The organism is Telluria sp. RT2P19, from assembly GCF_059685725.1.
In genome coordinates, this window is the sequence record NZ_JCASIL010000019.1 from 44,793 (window position 1) to 63,229 (window position 18,437).

10 protein-coding genes are annotated in these 18,437 nt (G+C 64.3%); 5 read left to right on the forward strand and 5 right to left on the reverse strand.

Annotated features, from left to right (window positions below; genetic code table 11):
• Positions 1 to 22 precede the first annotated feature (22 nt).
• Entirely contained in the window at positions 23 to 1,804 is a 1,782-nt protein-coding gene (locus AC56KW_RS20640) for a DUF885 domain-containing protein (protein WP_497172547.1), read from the forward strand.
• Positions 1,805 to 1,845: 41 nt separating this feature from the next.
• On the opposite strand, the gene AC56KW_RS20645 is transcribed toward AC56KW_RS20640, so the two are convergent.
• Positions 1,846 to 3,333: a PKD domain-containing protein gene (locus AC56KW_RS20645; protein ID WP_497172548.1), complete on the reverse strand. Its 1,488-nt coding sequence runs from the start codon at positions 3,331 to 3,333 to the stop codon at positions 1,846 to 1,848.
• A 282-nt stretch (positions 3,334 to 3,615) separates the two neighbouring features.
• Between AC56KW_RS20645 and AC56KW_RS20650 the strand changes: the two genes are divergently transcribed.
• On the forward strand, positions 3,616 to 4,734 hold the full coding sequence (locus tag AC56KW_RS20650; protein ID WP_497172549.1) for a zinc-binding metallopeptidase family protein: 1,119 nt from the start codon (positions 3,616 to 3,618) through the stop codon (positions 4,732 to 4,734).
• Between the two features lie 76 nt (positions 4,735 to 4,810).
• Here AC56KW_RS20650 and AC56KW_RS20655 read toward each other — a convergent pair whose 3' ends face one another.
• Both AC56KW_RS20655 and AC56KW_RS20660 read right to left on the reverse strand, forming a co-directional pair.
• Entirely contained in the window at positions 4,811 to 5,836 is a 1,026-nt protein-coding gene (locus AC56KW_RS20655; RefSeq protein ID WP_497172550.1) for an alpha-E domain-containing protein, read from the reverse strand.
• Position 5,837: 1 nt separating this feature from the next.
• Complete coding sequence (locus AC56KW_RS20660; RefSeq protein WP_497172551.1) at positions 5,838 to 7,250, reverse strand: circularly permuted type 2 ATP-grasp protein; 1,413 nt, start codon at positions 7,248 to 7,250, stop codon at positions 5,838 to 5,840.
• A 165-nt stretch (positions 7,251 to 7,415) separates the two neighbouring features.
• Between AC56KW_RS20660 and AC56KW_RS20665 the strand changes: the two genes are divergently transcribed.
• Genes AC56KW_RS20665 through AC56KW_RS20675 form a run of 3 tightly spaced genes read left to right on the forward strand, consistent with a single transcriptional unit; the run spans position 7,416 to position 14,294 of the window.
• Positions 7,416 to 10,775: a transglutaminase family protein gene (locus AC56KW_RS20665; RefSeq protein WP_497172552.1), complete on the forward strand. Its 3,360-nt coding sequence runs from the start codon at positions 7,416 to 7,418 to the stop codon at positions 10,773 to 10,775.
• 37 nt (positions 10,776 to 10,812) lie between these two features.
• On the forward strand, positions 10,813 to 13,365 hold the full coding sequence (locus AC56KW_RS20670; RefSeq protein ID WP_497172553.1) for a circularly permuted type 2 ATP-grasp protein: 2,553 nt from the start codon (positions 10,813 to 10,815) through the stop codon (positions 13,363 to 13,365).
• The gene (locus AC56KW_RS20675) at positions 13,362 to 14,294 is read left to right on the forward strand and encodes a transglutaminase family protein (protein WP_497172554.1); all 933 of its coding nucleotides are present in this window, start codon (positions 13,362 to 13,364) and stop codon (positions 14,292 to 14,294) included. Before AC56KW_RS20670 ends, AC56KW_RS20675 begins: the two co-directional genes overlap by 4 nt.
• Before the next feature lie 27 nt (positions 14,295 to 14,321).
• On the opposite strand, the gene AC56KW_RS20680 is transcribed toward AC56KW_RS20675, so the two are convergent.
• Positions 14,322 to 17,525 (reverse strand): DUF3427 domain-containing protein, encoded by a 3,204-nt coding sequence (locus tag AC56KW_RS20680; RefSeq protein WP_497172555.1) that lies wholly within the window; start codon positions 17,523 to 17,525, stop codon positions 14,322 to 14,324.
• A 56-nt stretch (positions 17,526 to 17,581) separates the two neighbouring features.
• A complete protein-coding gene (locus AC56KW_RS20685) occupies positions 17,582 to 18,241 on the reverse strand; it encodes a hypothetical protein (protein ID WP_497172556.1) in 660 nt (219 codons plus the stop codon).
• Positions 18,242 to 18,437 lie beyond the last annotated feature (196 nt).

An 18,437-nucleotide genomic window follows, 5' to 3' on the forward strand; every position in this document is an offset into this window, starting at 1 on the left:
GCCTCGACCACCAAGAGAAGACATGACACGCTCGATTCCCCTGTTCCTGTGCACCCTGCTGTGCGCAGCCCTGCCCGCCATCGCCCAGGTCAAGACGCCGGCCACGCCGGAAAAGATGAACCAGTTATATACCGACTACTGGGAAGACTACCTGCGCGACAACCCGATCGCCGCCACCTTCAATGGCGACCATCGCTACAACGACCGCTTCGGCCCGACGTCCTCGGCGCAAGATCGCAAGCAGACGCGCGCGCTGGCGGAAAAATACCTGGCGCGTAGCGCCACCTTCGATCCTGCCCCGCTGCCCTCGGAAGACCGGATCAGTTATGACCTGCTGCGCTACCGCCTGCAGCAGGATCTCGACGGCCTGCGTTTCCCGTCCGACCTGGTCCCCGTGGACCAGTTCTCGGGCCTGCACCTGCTGATGGCCCAGCTCGGTTCTGGCGCCTCGGCGCAGCCGTTCCAGACCGTGCAGGACTACGATAACTGGCTCAAGCGCGCTTCTGGCTACGCGCCGGCCATGGACGACGCGATTACCAATATGCGCGCCGGGATCAAGCAGGGCATCGTGATGCCGAAGGCGCTGATCCAGCGCGTGCTGCCGCAGCTCGAGAATGTCGGCAGCGACGACCTGTCGGCCAGCACCTATATGGCGCCGACCAGGAAATTCCCGGACTCGTTCAGCGCCGCCGACAAGGCGCGCCTGACGGACGCCTACGGCAAGATGGTGCGCGAACAGCTCGCACCGGCCAACCGCAAGCTGCTGGCCTTCATGCGCGACACCTACCTGCCGGCGGGCCGCGATACGGCCGGCATCGGCGCCCTGCCTGGTGGCAAGGAGTGGTATGCCTTCCTCGCGCGCCGCTCGACCACGACCGAGCTGACGCCGGAAGAAATCCACGACATCGGCCTGCGCGAAGTCGCGCGCATCCGTGCGCAGTTCGAGGAAGCAAAAGTAAAGGTCGGCTTCCAGGGCACGCTGAAGCAGTTCTTCGAACACCTCAATACCGCGCCCGAACTGCGCTTCAAGTCGCGCGAGGACATCCAGGCGGCCTATGAAGCGATGCGTCCGCGCGTCGAGGCCAAGGTCGACCAGCTGTTCGCGCGCGTGCCCAAGGCGCCGTTCGAGATTCGCCCGGTCGAGGCATTCCGCGAAGTCAGTGCGGCCCCGGCCTCTTACCAGCGCGGCTCGGTCGACGGCAAGCGTCCCGGCGTGTTCTACTTCAACGCCTACAAGCCGGAGACCCGCACCAACTTCACGACCACCGCCTTCTTCCTGCACGAAGCCATTCCGGGCCACCACTTCGAGCGCAGCCTGGCGCAGGAAACGACGGGCCTGCCGGCCTTCCGCCGTTTCGGCGGCAGCACCGCCTTCTCGGAGGGCTGGGGCCTGTACAGCGAAATGCTGGGCCAGGAAATCGGCATGTACCAGGATCCCTGGCAGTGGATCGGTCGCCTGACCGCCGAGATCTGGCGCGGCGTGCGCCTGGTGGTCGATACCGGCATCCACTCGAAAGGCTGGACGCGCGAGCAGGCGATCGCCTACTTCATGGACAACGTGCCGCAAAACGAAGTGACGGCGGTGCAGGAGGTCGAGCGCTACATCGCGATTCCCGGCCAGGCGCTCAGCTACAAGATCGGTGAACTGAAGCTGCGCGAACTGCGCGCACGCGCCGAGAAGACGCTGGGTTCGTCGTTCGACCTGCGCGCCTTCCACAACGAAGTGCTGTCGCACGGCGCGGTGCCGCTCGACGTGCTCGAAGCGGCGACCGATCGCTGGATCGCCGCCCAGAAGAAGGGCTGAGCGACTGGGCCGAGGCGACCCGGAACCTGCCGGGACGGGCCCTAGGGCCCGGTCACCTCGACCTCCTGGTTGACCACGACGGCGCGGCCTTCCCGGTCGACCACCGTGGCCGTCACCGTATAGTTTCCCGGCGCTGAATAACCGTGGCTGGCGCTCGCGCTGGCCACGCCGCCGCGCTCGCTGATCTTGCGGGCGGCCCCGCTACTGCCATCTCCCCACGACCAATGCACGCCGCGTGTGCCGATCCGGTCGCCATCCACGAACGACACCGACGCCTGCAGCGGCGCACCGACGGCAATCGTCCGCGGCGCCACCAGCGGCCCGACCGTATGCCCGCTCCCGCGTCCATTGCCCGGCCGGAGCAGCACCAGTCCGGCGTTGGAGCCGGCCACGATCTCGCCCCGGTCGTTGATCGCCATCGCATGGTCGAGCACCAGGGTGGGAGGCGCGCGGCGCAGCAGCGGATTCAGGTCGAGCATGCCGGCGCCGGCGCTCCAGACGAAGGCGCGCATGGCGCCGGCCCTGTTCTCGGCGAAGCCGACGATCCGGCCCCTGGCATTGACGGCGCGCGCGCTCGAGGTCCGGCCGCCCAGGGTGCCGAGTTCGCGCATGCCGCCGCGCCGCGTCCATGACATGGCGCGCTGGCGCCCGTCGGCATGACCGATGCCGCCGACGATGTGCAGGTCGGGCGTCATCGCGTTGACCCAGGCAGCCGTGCCGCGGCCGATCCCGAGGTCGACCATCCCCGTGGCCCGCGTCCACAGGAAGGGGCGGTCCCCGCCGTCGTCCCAGGATGCGAGACGGTTGCCCGCCACCTCGCCCCCGGCGCCGACCGCGACGGGGTTCGACTCGACGCTGCCCAGCGTGTCGATGTCGACCAGGCCGCGCGCGCGCGTCCAGGCGAAGACACGGGTGACTTCGTCGTCGATCGTGGTCACGCCGGCGATCAGGCCGGCGTCGTTGAGCACCCGGCCGGAAGGTTGCGCGAAGGCCGGCGTGACGCCCAGGTCTTCCATGCCGCTGCCCATACTCCAGCGGAAAGGCCGCGCCGAATCGCCGAACGAGCCGGTGACGACACCGCGGTTGTTGATTGCCCAGGCATACGAACGCCCCCTGCCCGGTTCGGCGCGGATGCCGACCATGCCGCTCCCGGCGCTCCAGACGAAGGCGTTTTCGGTGCCTTCCTGGTTGATGGACGTGCCGGCGACCTGCCCGGCGTCGTTCAAGCCGTTCACATAAACGATACCGCCACCCAGCGAGCCGATATTGCGTACCGCGGCGCCGTCGTAAAAAAATCCTGTCGTACGCCCGCCGTCGATGGATGAAAAAGCCACCTGCCCGCTGGCGTTGATGTTCGGATAGGTAGCGATCGCGCCCGGCACGAGATTGATGACGCGGTAAGTGGGATGCGCCGGTTGGGCAAGCGCCGCACCGTCAGCCACCAGCAGCAGCAGCAACGGCAACATCACGCGCGCCAGCCACCTTGCCGCGTTGCCAGCCACACCTTTTCTTGCTCGAACAAAAGTCATGCATATCTCCCATGGTGAATGAGTAATCCAGGACCCGTCACCATCGACGATGCGGGCAACCCAGACGATCGTGCACCGGGCATCGGGTCGCACGATCGAGCCTGACCCGCTATCGCGCGCTCATCTGTGCCAGACCAAGGCATCCTGTGGTGGCCATCGCACACCCTCTTTGCATACGCACACGTTATGCGGCGCTGTCTTACACGCGCCCGTTGAGATCGATTTTGCTGTTAGATTGTCAATACCGACCACCACGCCTCTTATCCACTCTCCAGTCCTGCCATGAAAACCTTCCACTGTGATAAGTGCTCACAACAGATATTTTTTGAAAATACCTTGTGCTTCAACTGCGACAGCACGCTCGGCTACCAGCCGGCCACGCGCAGCGTCAACAGCTTCGAGCAGACCGCGGACGGCCTGTGGCGCAGCTTGAACCGCAGCGACGAAGGCAAGGTCTATAAACAGTGCCGCAATTATGTGCAGCACAATGTCTGCAACTGGATGTTGCCTGCGGACGACCCGCACGATCTGTGCGCCTCGTGCCAGCTGACCGTCGTCATCCCGGCACTGACGTCGGAAAAAAACCATATCCTGTGGGCGCGCCTCGAAGCAGCCAAGCGCCGCCTGCTGTTTTCGCTGGCCACGCTGAACCTGACCCCGGCGTCAAAAGAAGCCGAGCCCGAAACCGGCCTGGCATTCCAGTTCCTGGAAGACGGCGTGACCGACCAGTGCGTGATGACCGGCCATGCCGACGGCGTCATCACCCTGAACATCGCCGAAGCCGATCCGGCCGAGCGCGAACGCACGCGCGAACAGATGCACGAGCGTTATCGCACCCTGTTAGGCCATTTCCGTCACGAAAGTGGACATTACTATTTTGATCGCCTGGTCGTCGGCAGCCCCTGGATCGACGAGTACCGCTCCCTGTTTGGCGACGAGCGCCAGGATTATGGCGAAAGCTTGAAACGCCACTACGAGAACGGGCCCGCCGAAGACTGGGCGGAGCGCTTCGTGAGCAGCTATGCGAGCTCCCATCCGTGGGAAGACTGGGCCGAGACCTGGGCCCACTACCTGCATATGATCGATACGCTGGAGACGGCGCACGCCTGCGGCCTGCAGCTCAAGCCGCGCAAGGCCGACGAGCCTGCGCTCGACGGCATCACCCTGCCAACCAGGACGGATGCGTTCGACGATACCCTGAACGACTGGTTCGCGCTGACCTATGTGCTCAACAGCCTGAATCGCAGCATCGGGATGCCGGACTCGTATCCCTTCACGCTCAGCCCGCCGGTCATGGAAAAACTGCACTTCGTGCACCGGGTCGTGCGCGCCCAGATCAAGAAGGATGCCGTGCCAGTCAGGCCGGCGACGACGCCGGCGCCTGCCGCGCCCGAAGCCTGAGCCGACGCACCATCATGACGCGCGCGCCGCCGTTTTCCTCAAAACGGTGCGACGCGCGATATGCTGGTGCGCCCCGTCACGCGGTCTGGGTCTGGGTTTGCGTCATCCCGGACAGGGTCTGCGTCTGGGACTGGGTCGGTCCTTCTTCAGGCAAGGCCGGTTCGATCGGGATCAGGAAGTCGCGGCTGATGCCGTTGCCCAGTGCGTCGACCGACGCCAGGAAGCGGGTCAGGAATTCGTGCAGGCCTTCTTCGAGGATGTCGCCGATCGGGGCCGATTGCAGCATGGCGTACAGTTCCACGGCCAGGCGCTCGGTGTCGTGCGACTGCGCATTGCGTACGTCCTTCAGGTTGGCGACCACGGCGGCGATGCACGCCACCAGCGAGCGCGGCATTTTCTCCTGCAGTATCAAGAGCTCGGCCACCCGCTTCGGCGTGATGGCGTCGCGGTAGACCTTGCGGTAGATCTCGAAGGCAGAGACCGAGCGCAGCAGCGCCGCAAGCTGGTAGAACTCCGCCTGCGTCCCGGCCTGGATCGGATCGGACGCCTGGGACCTGAACTTGACGTCGAGAATACGCGCCGTATTGTCGGCTCGTTCCAGGAAGGTGCCGAGGCGGATGAAATTGAACGCCTCGTCCTGGAACATGGTGCCCAGCGTGACGCCGCGCGACAGGTGCGAACGGTACTTGACCCATTCCAGGAACTGGCCCGGATCGTGCTCGAAGGTGCGTTTCTTGAGGTGCTGCTGCAGCATCAGCCAGGTCGTGTTTTCGGTTTCCCATACCTCGGTGGTCAGGGCCCCGCGCACGGCGCGCGCATTCTCGCGCGCCGCGCGCAGGCAGCTGGTGATCGAGGACAGGTTGTCCGGATCGCGGACCATGAAATCGATCACGTCCTTCTGCGTGAGCGCCGGATACTTGGCCTCGAACTGCGATTCCAGCTCGGACACGGCCAGCATGCTGCGCCAGCCCTGCTGCTCGGCTTGCGCCGACTGCGGCATCAGCGAATACTGGACCCGGACATCGAGCATGCGGGCCGTGTTTTCGGCCCGCTCGGTATAACGGGCCATCCAGAACAAATGATCTGCGGTGCGGCTCAACATGCTAGTTCTCCAGTATCCAGGTGTCTTTGGTGCCGCCGCCCTGCGACGAATTGACTACCAGCGAGCCCTCCTGCAGCGCCACCCGGGTCAGGCCTCCCGGCACCATCGACACGGTCTTGCCCGACAAGACGAAGGGCCGCAGGTCGATGTGGCGCGGCGCGATGCCCGCTTCGACATAGGTGGGGCAAGCCGACAGCGCAAGCGTGGGCTGGGCGATATAGCCGTCGGGATTGGCCAGCAGGCGCGCGCGGAAGGCCTCGATCTCGGCGTGGGTCGAGGCCGGCCCGACCAGCATGCCGTAGCCGCCGGCGCCGTGCACTTCCTTGACCACCAGTTCGGGCAGCCTGGACAGGGTGTAGGCGAGATCTTCTTTCTTCCTGCACTGGTAGGTCGGCACGTTGTTGAGGATCGGCTGTTCGCCCAGGTAGAACTCGATCATGTCCGGGACATACGGATAAATCGACTTGTCGTCGGCCACCCCGGTGCCGATGGCGTTGGCCAGGCCGACCCGGCCGGCACGCACCGCGTCGAGCAGGCCCGGCACGCCCAGGGTGGACTCGGCGCGGAAGGCGCGTGGGTCGAGGTAGTCGTCGTCGATGCGGCGATAGATGACGTCGACCTGCTTCGGCCCGCGCGTGGTGCGCATGTACACAGTGTCGTCGCTCACATACAGGTCTTGCCCCTGCACCAGCGCCACGCCCATCTGCTGGGCCAGGAAGGCATGCTCGAAATAGGCCGAGTTGTGCATGCCGGGCGTGAGCACGACCACGGTCGGGTCGCCCGGACTGTGCGGCGCCACGGTGCGCAGGTTGTCGAGCAGCAGGTCGGGATAGTGCTCGACCGGCGCCACGCGGTTGCTCGCGAACAGCGCCGGGAACAGCCGCATCATCATCTTGCGGTTTTCCAGCATGTACGACACGCCCGAAGGCACCCGCAGATTGTCTTCCAGGACGTAGAACTCGCCCTCGCCGGCGCGCACGATGTCGACCCCGGCGATATGGGCGTAGATATCGGAAGGCATCTTGACGCCCTGCATGGCGGGCCGGTACTGGGCGTTGTCCAGGATCTGTTCGGCCGGGATGATGCCCGCCTTCAGGATGTTCTGCTCATGGTAGACATCGTGCAGGAAGCGGTTCAGTGCCGTCACCCGCTGCACCAGGCCGGCCTGCAGCCGGGCCCATTCGGCGGCGTCGATCACGCGCGGGATGATGTCGAACGGGATCAGGCGTTCCTTGCCGGCGTTGTCGCCATAGACCGCGAAGGTGATTCCCACGCGCTGGAAAGTCAGTTCGGCTTCGGCCCGCTTTTGCGCGATCAGGTGCGGCGGCTGCAGGGCAAGCCACCGGGCAAATGCGTCGTAGTGAGGGCGTGCAGTTGCCGCAGCGGAATACATTTCATCATAAAAATTCGGCATCGGATCCTCCAGTGACATAAGTGCAATCAAGAAACGTGCCAGCTGGGGCGATGCCGCACGATCGCATTATATTGCGGGTACGAATCATGCTTAAATACTGTTGAAACAGGCACCCGCCGATCAGACTGGTATCGTTGGTGATCTTCCCTATAAAGGCACTTTTGCATGGCTATCCGTATCGCGCTGCACCACAAGACCAGTTACCGCTATGACCGGCAAGTCGCCCTGTCGCCGCATGAAGTGCGCCTGCGTCCGGCGCCGCATGCGCGCACGCCGATCCTGTCGTATTCGCTGTCGGTGCTACCGCAAGCGCATTTCATCAATTGGCAGCAAGACCCGTACGGCAACTACATCGGCCGCTTCGTCTTCCCGGAAAAAACGGATACGCTCGAGTTCACGGTCGACCTGGTCGCCGACATGACCGTCATCAATCCCTTCGATTTTTTCATCGAAAGCTATGCCGCAAACTTCCCTTTCGCCTATCCGGAGCAACTGAAGGCGGAGCTGAGCGCCTACGCCCAGGCCGAGCCGCCGGGTCCCCGCCTGCTGGCCTGGGTGGACGCGGCGCGGCGCGAGCTGCTGGCGCAGCCGATGAACACCAACGACTTCCTGGTGGCCATCAACCAGCGCCTGCAGCGCGATATCGCCTATCTGTTGCGGATGGAACCCGGCGTGCAGACGCCCGAAGACACGCTGGAAAAGTGTTCCGGCTCGTGCCGCGACACTGGCTGGCTGCTGGTGCAGATCCTGCGCGAGATGGGGCTGGCGGCGCGTTTCGTCTCGGGCTACCTGATCCAGCTGCGGGCCGACCAGGAAGCGCTCGACGGTCCGAGCGGTCCCCTGGAGGACTTCACCGACCTGCACGCCTGGACCGAGGTATATATCCCCGGCGCCGGCTGGATCGGGCTCGATCCGACGTCGGGCATGCTGGCGGGCGAAGGCCATATTCCGCTCGCCTGTACCGCACTGCCGTCGTCGGCGGCGCCGGTGACGGGGTTCAGCGACAAGGCCGAGGTCACCTTCGTCCACGAGATGACGATCACCCGCATCCATGAAGATCCGCGCGTGACCAAGCCGTATAGCGAGGCCGACTGGCAGGCCATCGACCGCCTGGGCCAGCAGGTCGATGCCGATCTGCTGGCCCAGGACGTGCGCCTGACCCAGGGGGGCGAGCCCACCTTCGTCTCGATCGACGACATGGATGGTCCCGAATGGAATACCCTGGCGCACGGCGACAAGAAGCGCGAACTGGCCGGCAACCTGCTGCACCGTTTGAAAAACCACTTCGCGCCGGGCGGCATGCTGCACTACGGCCAGGGCAAATGGTATCCGGGCGAGCCCCTGCCGCGCTGGGCGCTCAACATCTTCTGGCGCGTCGATGGCCAGCCGATCTGGCTCGATCCGTCCCTGTTCTCGGACGAGCATGTCGACGATGGCTATGGCGGCGAGGAAGCCGGCCGCTTCATCGCCGAGCTGGTCAAGTCGCTCGGCCTGCCGGCGGGCAGCGCCATCCCGGCCTATGAAGACGTGCTGCTGCAGGCCCAGCGCGAGCAGGCGCTGCCGCGCAACCTCGACCCCTTGCGGGCCGACCTGAACGCGCCGGAGGAACGGCGCCGGCTGGCGCGCCTGCTCGAGCGCGGCCTGGGCCAAGTGGCCGGCTACGTGCTGCCGCTGCAGGCCAGGGACTACGACCCCGCGGTCATGCTCGGCAGCAGCTGGCGTACCTCGCCCTGGCCGCTGCGGCGCGAAAACCTGTACCTGCTCGAGGGCGACTCGCCGATCGGCCTGCGCCTGCCGCTGGCCACGTTGCCGTGGGTGCTGCCCGAGGAGCGCGATCCCGGCTTCGATGTCGATCCGTTCGCGCCGCGCGCAGCCCTGCCGGCGGCGAAAAAGGACCGGCGCCCGGTGCTGGGCCTGGCCGCCGGCAAGTCGGCGGACAAGACCGCCAGGACAGGCAAGCCGGCCACGCCCGCCGCGCCACCCGAGCCGGCGGCGCGCGACGTGATCCATACCGCGCTGTGCGTCGAAGTGCGGGGCGGGCGCCTGTACGTGTTCATGCCGCCGCAAAAACGCATCGAGGATTACCTGGCGCTGGTCGGCGCGATCGAGACCACCGCCGCCAAGCTCAAGATGAAGCTGCGGATCGAGGGCTATGCGCCGCCGCGCGACCCGCGCATCAAGCTGCTCAGCGTCACGCCCGACCCGGGCGTCATCGAAGTCAATATCCATCCGGCCGCCTCGTGGAGCGAGCTGGTGCACAACGTGACGACCCTCTACCAGGAAGCACGCCTGACGCGCCTGGGCACCGAGAAATTCATGCACGATGGCCGCCACACCGGTACCGGCGGCGGCAACCACGCCACCCTCGGTGGGGCCAGCGTCGACGACAGCCCGATGCTGCGCCGTCCCGACCTGCTCAAGAGCCTGATCATCTACTGGCAGATCCATCCGGCCTTGTCTTACCTGTTCTCGGGCACCTTCATCGGGCCGACCAGCCAGGCGCCGCGGGTCGACGAGGCGCGCGACGACAATCTGTACGAGCTGGCGATCGCATTCCAGCAAATGGACCAGGTGCTGCCGACCCTGCATCCGGGCGACAAGCCGTGGATGGTCGACCGCCTGCTGCGCAACCTGCTGGTCGACCTGACCGGCAATACGCACCGCGCCGAGTTCTCGATCGACAAGCTGTATTCGCCGGACGGCCCGACCGGCCGCCTGGGCCTGGTGGAATTCCGCGCCTTCGAAATGCCGCCGCACGAGCGTATGAGCCTGCTGCAAATGCTGTTGTTGCGGGCCCTGGTCGCGCAGTTCTGGCGCGCGCCCTGCCAGGCCAGGCTGGTGCACTGGGGCACGGCCCTGCACGACCGCTGGATGCTGCCCCACTTCGTCGCCCAGGATATCCGCGACGTCGCACGCGACCTGCGCGCGGCCGGCTACGCCTTCGAAGACCACTGGTTCGAGCCGTTCGTCGAGTTCCGCTTCCCGCGCTTCGGCACCGTCACCTACGAAGGCGTGGAAATGGAGCTGCGCCAGGCGATCGAGCCGTGGAACGTGCTGGGCGAGGAAGTCTCCGCCGGCGGTACCGCGCGCTACGTCGATTCGTCGGTCGAACGCATGCAGCTGCTGGTGCGCGGGCTGACCGATGGCCGCCACGTGGTGGCCTGCAACGGCCGCATGCTGCCGCTGCATCCGACCGGCGTGCCGGGCGAGTATGTGGCAGGTGTGCGCTTCCGTGCCTGGAACCCCTGGTCGGCCCTGCATCCGAGCATCAAGGTGCAGGCGCCGCTCGTGTTCGACCTGGTCGACACCTGGAACGGACGCGCGATCGGCGGCTGCACCTACCACGTGGTGCACCCCGGCGGACGCAATGAAACGGGTTCGCCGGTCAATGCGAATGCCGCCGAGGCGCGCCGCTTCGCGCGCTTCTGGCCGCATGGCCACACCCCGGGTCCGATGACGGTGCACAAGGAGCCACTCAATCCGAGTTTCCCTATGACACTAGATTTACGCTGGCAGGCAAGCTAACCTATCGTTTTGCATCACCAGTCATCAGCAGCGCCTCATGCCGAATCAACTACTTGCCCACTACCTGGCCGCGCCGGACAGTTTCGACGAAATGCTCGACGCGGCCAAGGCGCCGCGCGCGCACTGGCGTGCGCTGCTGGACAGCCTGGCGCACGAGGCGCCCGCCATGATGCGCCAGCGCCAGGACATGGTGCAGCGCCAGGTGCGCGAGAACGGCGTGAGCTACAACGTGGCCGCCGACGTCCACGGCCGGCAACGGCCGTGGGACCTGAACGTGCTGCCGCTGATCCTGCCGTACGGGGAATGGAGCGGCATCGAGGCGGCCGTGATCCAGCGCGCCACTCTGCTCAACAAGATCCTCGGCGACGTCTACGGCAGGCAGGAGATGCTGAGCGAAGGCCTGCTGCCGCCGGCGCTGATCCACGGCCACGCCGGCTTCCTGCGTCCCTGCCACGGCATGCGCCATCACGACGACATCGCCCTGCACTTCTACGCGGTCGACCTGGCGCGCGCGCCCGACGGCCACTGGTGGGTCATGGCCGACCGCACCCAGGCGCCCTTCGGCGCCGGCTATGCCCTGGAAAACCGCGCCATCATCGCGCCCACCTTCCCCGACCTGCTGCGCGAACTCAAGGTGCAGCCGCTGACCAGGTTCTTCCGCACCATGCACGAGAGCCTGGTGCACTGGGGCCGCCTGTGCGCGGCCGGCGGCGACGCGCCGGCGCCATTGCGCGCAGGCGAAGCGCCGCTGATCGTGCTGCTGACGCCCGGTCCGCGCACCGCCAGCTACTATGAACAAGCGTACCTGGCGCGCTATCTCGGCCTGCCGCTGGTCGAAGGCGGCGACCTGACGGTGCGTGACGGCGTGGTCTACCTGAAAACCCTGGCCGGCCTGCACCGGGTGCACGTGATCATGCGCCGGGTCGACGACGAGTCATGCGACCCGCTGGAGCTGCAAGGCACGCTGCTCGGGGTGGCAGGACTGACCCAGGCCGCCATGCGCGGCAATGTGCTGGTCGCTAACAGCCTCGGCTCGAGCCTGCTCGAATCGGGCGCCCTGCTCGGCTTCTTGCCGGCGTTGTCCAGGCGCTTGCTGGGCGAGCCCCTCAAGATGCCGTCGGTGGCCACCTGGTGGTGCGGCGAAGAGGCGGCGCTGGACACCGTGGTCGGCAAGCTGGACCGGCTGGTCATCAAGCCCAGTTTCTCGCAACTGCCGCAAGCGGCCGTGTTCGGCCAGGACCTGGACGGCGCCGCGCGTGCGGCCCTCATCGCCCGGCTGCGCGCCAACCCGAACAATTACATCGCCCAGGAACTGGTGCGGCTGTCGCAGGCGCCGGTGTGGAAGGACGGCGTCGCGCCCGGCCTGCAGGCGCGCGCGGTCGGCCTGCGCGTGTTCGCCTGCGCCACGCCGAACGGGTATGTGGTCATGCCCGGCGGCCTGACCCGCGTGGCCACCGGACCCGATGCACGCGTGCTGACGATGCAGATGGGCGGCGCCAGCAAGGATACCTGGGTCCAGGCGCGTTCCCCGGTCGAGGTGCACCACCTGCAAAAACGCAGCATCACGGGCGCCGACCTGGTACGCGAGGACAGCAACCTGTCGAGCCGCGTGGCCGAGAACCTGCTGTGGTTCGGGCGCCATGCCGAGCGCTGCGACAATATCGCGCGCCTGCTGCGGGTCGCGCTCAATTTCCTGTTCAACGTGCGCTTCGACCAGCGCGGCGCCGAGTGGCCGACCGTCGAAGCGCTGTGCATCTGGTTCGGCCTGATCGACGCCGAAAAGAAAGCGCCGCCGCCCGGCCCTGGCGAAAGCCCGGGCCAGGCCAGCGCCATCTTCACCGACGCCGAGATGGAGTCGGCCCTGCTGCTGGCCGTGGTCTCGCCGAATGTGCCCGGCCTGGCGCGCCAGCAGCAGCAGTTGCACCGGATCGCCGGCCAGTTGCACGAGCGGTTCTCGGTCGACAACTGGCGCGCGCTGAACCGCATGGTGCAGCCGGCCCTGGCGCCGGGCGAGCGTCCATCGCAGTCGGGCGTCATGACGATCCTCGACGACGCCACCGCCGCGCTGATGACCCTGGCCGGCTTCGCCATGGACGGAATGACGCGCGACCTTGGCTGGCGTTTCATGTCGATCGGCCGCCGCCTGGAACGCCTGCAGTTCCAGAGCCTGGTGCTGCAGCGCGCGCTCGCGATGGATGCGAACGGCAACCTGGAATGGCTGCTTGAACTGTCCGACAGCATCGTCACCTACCGCGCGCGCTACCGGACCCAGCCCGAGTGGCTGCCTGTGCTCGACCTGCTGCTGCTCGACGAAAGCAATCCGCGCTCGATCCTGTTCCAGCTCAACGGCATCCTGAGCACGCTGGCCAAGGTCGCGCAAACCCAGGGCGCTTGCGGCGCGGACACGCTGGCGTCCCTGAAGGACGAGCTGATCGCGCTCGACCCGGGTACCGACCTGAACCACGGCAATGCGTTGCTGGGCGGCCTGCTGCAACGGATCGGCCAGGCCGGCGCGACCCTGTCCGAGCAGATCAGCGTGCAATTTTTCAGCTATACCGATAACGGCCGCCAAAGGAACCGCAGCTCATGATCGATTCGCCGCCGGGTGCCGGAATATGCGCACGCTATCGCGTGGTGCATGAAACGCGCTACACCTACAGCAGCACGGTCACCCTGTCGCAGCAATACCTGCACCTGACCCCGCGCTCCTTTCCCTGCCAGCAGACCGAGTCGCACCTGATCTGGCTCGACCCGGTGGTCAACGACAGCAAGGACGGTGTCGATTACTTCGGCAACCTGACCCGCCACGTGGCGCTGACCGTGCCGCATGACAGCCTGCTGGTGCACGCCGAATCGACGGTCTCGCTGCGCGCGCGCTACACGCTGGCGCAGATCGCCGGCACATTGCCTTGGGAATGCGTGCGCGACATGATGGGCAAGGAGAAAAGCGCGGCCACGATGGAAGCCTGCCGCTATCTGTACGCGTCGCCCCATGTCACCAGCTTCCCCGAGCTCGAAGCCTATGCCCGCGCCAGCTACACCCCGGGACGGCGGCAGCTCGACGCCGCACTCGACCTGACGTACAGGATCTTCGACGACTTCGAATTCGACGCCAAGGCGACCGATATCTCGACCCCGCTCGAGCAGGTGCTGCGCGGCCGGCGCGGCGTGTGCCAGGATTTCGCCCAGCTGATGATCGGCTGCCTGCGCAGCATCGGCCTGCCGGCGCGCTATGTGAGCGGCTACATCCTGACCCACCCGCCCGAAGGCAAGCCGCGCCTGGTCGGCGCCGACGCCTCGCATGCCTGGGTGTCGGTGTTCTGCCCGGCGCTGGGCTGGGTCGATTTCGACCCGACCAACCGCTGCCTGGTGCAGCATGAGCACGTCACGCTGGGCTGGGGACGCGACTTCAGCGACGTCACCCCGCTGCGCGGCATCGTGCTCGGCGGCGGCAAGCAGGAGCTCGACGTGCAGGTGACGGTGACGCCGCTGCCTTTGCCGTTGCCGGACGAAGCCTGAACATAGCAGCCCGAGTTCTTGGCCAATTCAAGCGGCTCGCAGGATGCTGAACTGTGCAAAAGCCGCAGCCGGGAGTGGATGTTCCAATCGCCAGGTAATGTTCATTGGATGCGCTCCGTGGGCATTTTCGAGCACGACCGGTCCACATGCCAGGTAAGCACTGTCCTTATCGTTGCGCACGAACAGCTGGAAGCGCCAACCATTCGCGTCCTGGCCTACGCTCTGCAAATAACGCAGCCCACTTGCACTCTGCGGGCTACAGCTGTTTTGCGTCTGCCAGTGGAATAGCGTATGGCTGAGTGCGTAATCTTGATAAGAAATCGCATCGTGATAGCCACTGCGCTTATCGAGAGTAACGAATAGCAATTCTGTTTTTCGTGGCTTGAGCCGCAGCACTCCCTCGCCAAAGCGAGGCCGCTTTTCCGCCGTCAGATATCCCACCGCAGTCAGGATTTCGTTCACCCGGTAATGCGCATGCAGGCACAGCGGGGCATCCTCAAGGCCGGGGATTGGCATATGACGAGCAAGACGTGTGATATCCAGGACGTCAGCCAGTTCAGCCAGCTCTCTCAAGCAATGCGGATTTCTTTCAAGCCGCTGCAAGAAATCTTTGCCACTTCCCACCCGATTTGCAGTGCCATCCACTTGGTAAGCCAGCATTTGCAGCCGAAGCTCGGTGTACGGATCGTCGGCAAGCCTTTCCAACTGAAGGCTTGCCAACCCCTGCATCAGTGCGATCTGTTCGGGATCGTCGATATGCAGAAGCGCACTGAAGCGGTGGCCGAAGTACGACTCTTCCGGCTCCTCGTCCACTGGCAGTAAATCGGCCGAGCGTTGGAGTGCAGTCCATCCACTTCGGCCTGTACTTCGATAAATATCGCTGAGATTCAGCGCCTGTTCGTGCAAGAACAGGGGCATGCTGAGCTGCGAGCGCCCATGCAGGCTGACAAAAGTCTGCAATTCACGGATCAGCCGACGCCAGTTCTGCTGAATCAGGTTACGCAAACTAGCCAGCACCTGGTCGCGAGTCTGCTTCTGCAGTTGCAGATAGCAACCTGTTGGAAGTTTGCTGAATCCATTCTCCACTCCCTCAATGAGCTCGCGTCGACTAAGTCCTGTGAGCTGGCCAAGTAAGCGATCGAATCGGAATTCCTTTTGCAGCTGTCCGACAAAGTCGAGCACCAGGCAGCTTTCCTTGCCTTTATGGAGCCGAAGCCCACGACCGATCTGCTGCTGAAACACCACCGGGCTCTGGGTTGGTCTAAGCATGAGCAAGGTATCGACGATCGGTAAATCAACGCCTTCGTTATAAAGATCCACGGTAACCAAGACGCAGACTTCGCCGCTTTCTAGCCTATGTGGAGCAGAAGCCCGGTCCTCGCGGCTTGATTGGCCGGTAAGACACAGCGCTGGCAGGCCAGCCCGGATGAAGTGCTCTGTCATGAAGCGGGCATGGTCAATGCTTACACAAAACGCGATAGCCCGGCTTTCCCGCGGATTTGCACACAAGCGCCGCCACTCATTGACGATCAGGCGGGCTCGAAAGTGATTCCCCGTCAAGAGACCATCCAGTGCCTTTTGTTCGTCGCTTCGATTCCAAGGAACGTTTTTCAAGTCCGTCTCGTCATCGCAGGCAAAGTATTCAAATGGCGCTAACAGTTGCAAGTCGAGCGCATGCCACAGCCGCATCTCCACGGCAGGGCTACCGTCGGCCCGGCTATCAAAGTACCTAAGGACGGGCTTCCCGTCACTGCGCTCTGGTGTGGCTGTCAAGCCTAGAAGGATCTCCGGTTTAATGCGGCGCGCGGCCTTGTCGAAGCTGGCGGCGGCCATGCGATGGCATTCGTCGAATACAACTGTATGCCAGTAGTCTTCTCCGTATCGCCCCAGAAGATCCTGAGAGTGCAAGCTGTCGATCGTCACAAACAGATGATCGGGACTATCGAGCCTGATGCCGCCCGCTAGTTGCTGACCGAAACTTGGATCTCTCAGTACCTCGCGATACGTACGGATTGCCTGTTGCAAGATCTCCAGACGATGTGCAACGAATAACAGACGAGGACGGCCGCCATGCTCCGCACATATACGCTGATAATCGAAGGCCGCGATAACGGTTTTGCCTGTCCCGGTGGCTGCCACAATCAGATTGCGCTTGCGGCCATGCTCTCGTTCGGTTTGCAACTGTTCGAGCATCTCACGCTGATAGTTTTTCGGTTGCAGGTCGAAAAAATTCAAGACTTGCGGGGTGGCATCTTCTTTGAACGTCCCGCGCTCACGTAGAATTGCTTGGTCGAGTGCTGCACGATGCCCATCCCTGTCCGGATGATAGGGAAAGAACTCATTGTCATGCCACAGCGTCTCGAAATGTGCGCGTGCCTGCGTGAACATGTTTAACTGCCCACGCTCGGTAAATTTAGCCGTCCACTCAAGCCCACCTGCCAAAGCAGCCTGGGTCAAGTTAGCACTGCCGACGTAAACCGTACCGAAGCCGCTGTCGCGCTCGAAGATCCATGCTTTCGCATGCAGTCGCGTGCGCCGGCCATCGAGGGATACACGCACCTCGCACCCCGGCAGCCGTGCTAGCTCGTCAAGCGCTTGGGCTTCAGTGGCGCCAATATAAGTCGTTGTCAGCACTCTCAGGAGGGTTCGAGATTGCCCGCATCCGCCGGTCGAAGTAATAGTCTGCAAGATGTCACGTATCTTGCGTATCCCCGATACAGTAATAAAACTCATCAGTATGTCAACGCGATCACTACTGCTTAATTCATGTCGCAATTCATTCAGCAACGATGGTGATGACTTAGATGCGGCGAACAACCAGGGCGCTGCAACTCCGATATCGGGCATGGCTGGTGCCGATCGTTCTCGATGGATCGAAGTCAAATGTCTTGCAGGACTGGTCAACAGGCGAATATTGTCCGCGTGATCAAGCTCTGGAAAGCGCTCATCCAACTGACTGCGCAGATTTACCAATAAACCGTTGATAAGCTCTAACTGCGTTTCTACTCGCGCCTGTCGTCCTTCCTCTTCCTCGTCGCCATCGAAGGTCTTGGGCATACCGTGCAGGATCCTTCCGAGCTGCTCGGACAACGCATCGACGAGCAACTGTGGTGCGGCCTGCACGCCAACGGCATTGAGAGTGAGCTGATTTTTTCCATGCTGTCCAATTTGTTCCGAAAGGTCATCAGTGAGTAACTGGTCATAGAGACCATTCGGCAGCAGGTTTGACATCGCGAAGTCAGTGAGAAGAGAGAGCCCAAGTATATCGCGCGCTTTTGATCGCGAGGTCAACTTGATGGTCCGCCGTCTTTCGCGCCCGGCCCGAACGGTATGGCCATGCCGGCTCCTCCCTCCACGCCGCCACCACTCCTGCTTCCAGCGCCGCCGGCCTCGCCTTTCGCACGTCCGCCACCGCCCTGGGTGCGTGTCGGCCCCTGCAGCGGGATCACTACCTCGTCCGGCATCGGATCGAGATCGAGCGCGGTGCGGATAAAGGTGCGCAGGCTCACCACCAGCTCCGCCGTGTGGATCGGCCTCCCCGCGGCCAGGTCGGTCGCCGCCTGCGCCGCCAGCCGGCAGTGTTCTTCGGTACCGAGCAGCAGGATATCCGCCAGCGCGGCTTCGACGGCGTCGCGGATACGGCGCGCACGGTCTGAACTGGCCATCCCCTCGCCCGCGCCCTCATCGCCTGACTGCGCGCGCTCGCGCACATTGCGCAGATGCGTTGGATCGACCGTCAACTGGCCGGTGAAAGAACCACCCAGGGTGCGATAGGCGGCAATCAGGGTTTTCAGGCGCTCATTGATCTGGCGGTTCATGCGCTCGCGACGCTGCTGGATGGTCTGCATCATGAGGAGACGGATGCCCACGCCCAGCAAGGTAAAGACGGCAAGCCCGATGATGGTCGTCATCGCGCCTTGCCACGAACTGAAATCCATATAACGCATTTTGGTCCCGCCTGCCTTGTCGATAGGCCAGTGTACCAATTCGGCGGATGACGGCTCGGCCGAGTGAATCTTGCCTGTTCCACGCCGCCGGCGGGTCGGCCACGCGCCACAACAGTTGTTTTGTCACACGCCTGTCATTGCGCGGGCGGATGATGGTCAACAGTGAGCTCCGGCACGTGTTCACGCCGGATCGGCC

Bases quoted from the DNA above. Each gene is read 5' to 3' on its own strand.
- AC56KW_RS20640 (WP_497172547.1), top strand. From the start codon at position 23: ATGACACGCTCGATTCCCCTGTTCCTGTGCACCCTGCTGTGCGCAGCC.
- AC56KW_RS20645 (WP_497172548.1), bottom strand. From the start codon at position 3,333: ATGACTTTTGTTCGAGCAAGAAAAGGTGTGGCTGGCAACGCGGCAAGG.
- AC56KW_RS20650 (WP_497172549.1), top strand. From the start codon at position 3,616: ATGAAAACCTTCCACTGTGATAAGTGCTCACAACAGATATTTTTTGAA.
- AC56KW_RS20655 (WP_497172550.1), bottom strand. From the start codon at position 5,836: ATGTTGAGCCGCACCGCAGATCATTTGTTCTGGATGGCCCGTTATACC.
- AC56KW_RS20660 (WP_497172551.1), bottom strand. From the start codon at position 7,250: ATGCCGAATTTTTATGATGAAATGTATTCCGCTGCGGCAACTGCACGC.
- AC56KW_RS20665 (WP_497172552.1), top strand. From the start codon at position 7,416: ATGGCTATCCGTATCGCGCTGCACCACAAGACCAGTTACCGCTATGAC.
- AC56KW_RS20670 (WP_497172553.1), top strand. From the start codon at position 10,813: ATGCCGAATCAACTACTTGCCCACTACCTGGCCGCGCCGGACAGTTTC.
- AC56KW_RS20675 (WP_497172554.1), top strand. From the start codon at position 13,362: ATGATCGATTCGCCGCCGGGTGCCGGAATATGCGCACGCTATCGCGTG.
- AC56KW_RS20680 (WP_497172555.1), bottom strand. From the start codon at position 17,525: ATGTCAAACCTGCTGCCGAATGGTCTCTATGACCAGTTACTCACTGAT.
- AC56KW_RS20685 (WP_497172556.1), bottom strand. From the start codon at position 18,241: ATGCGTTATATGGATTTCAGTTCGTGGCAAGGCGCGATGACGACCATC.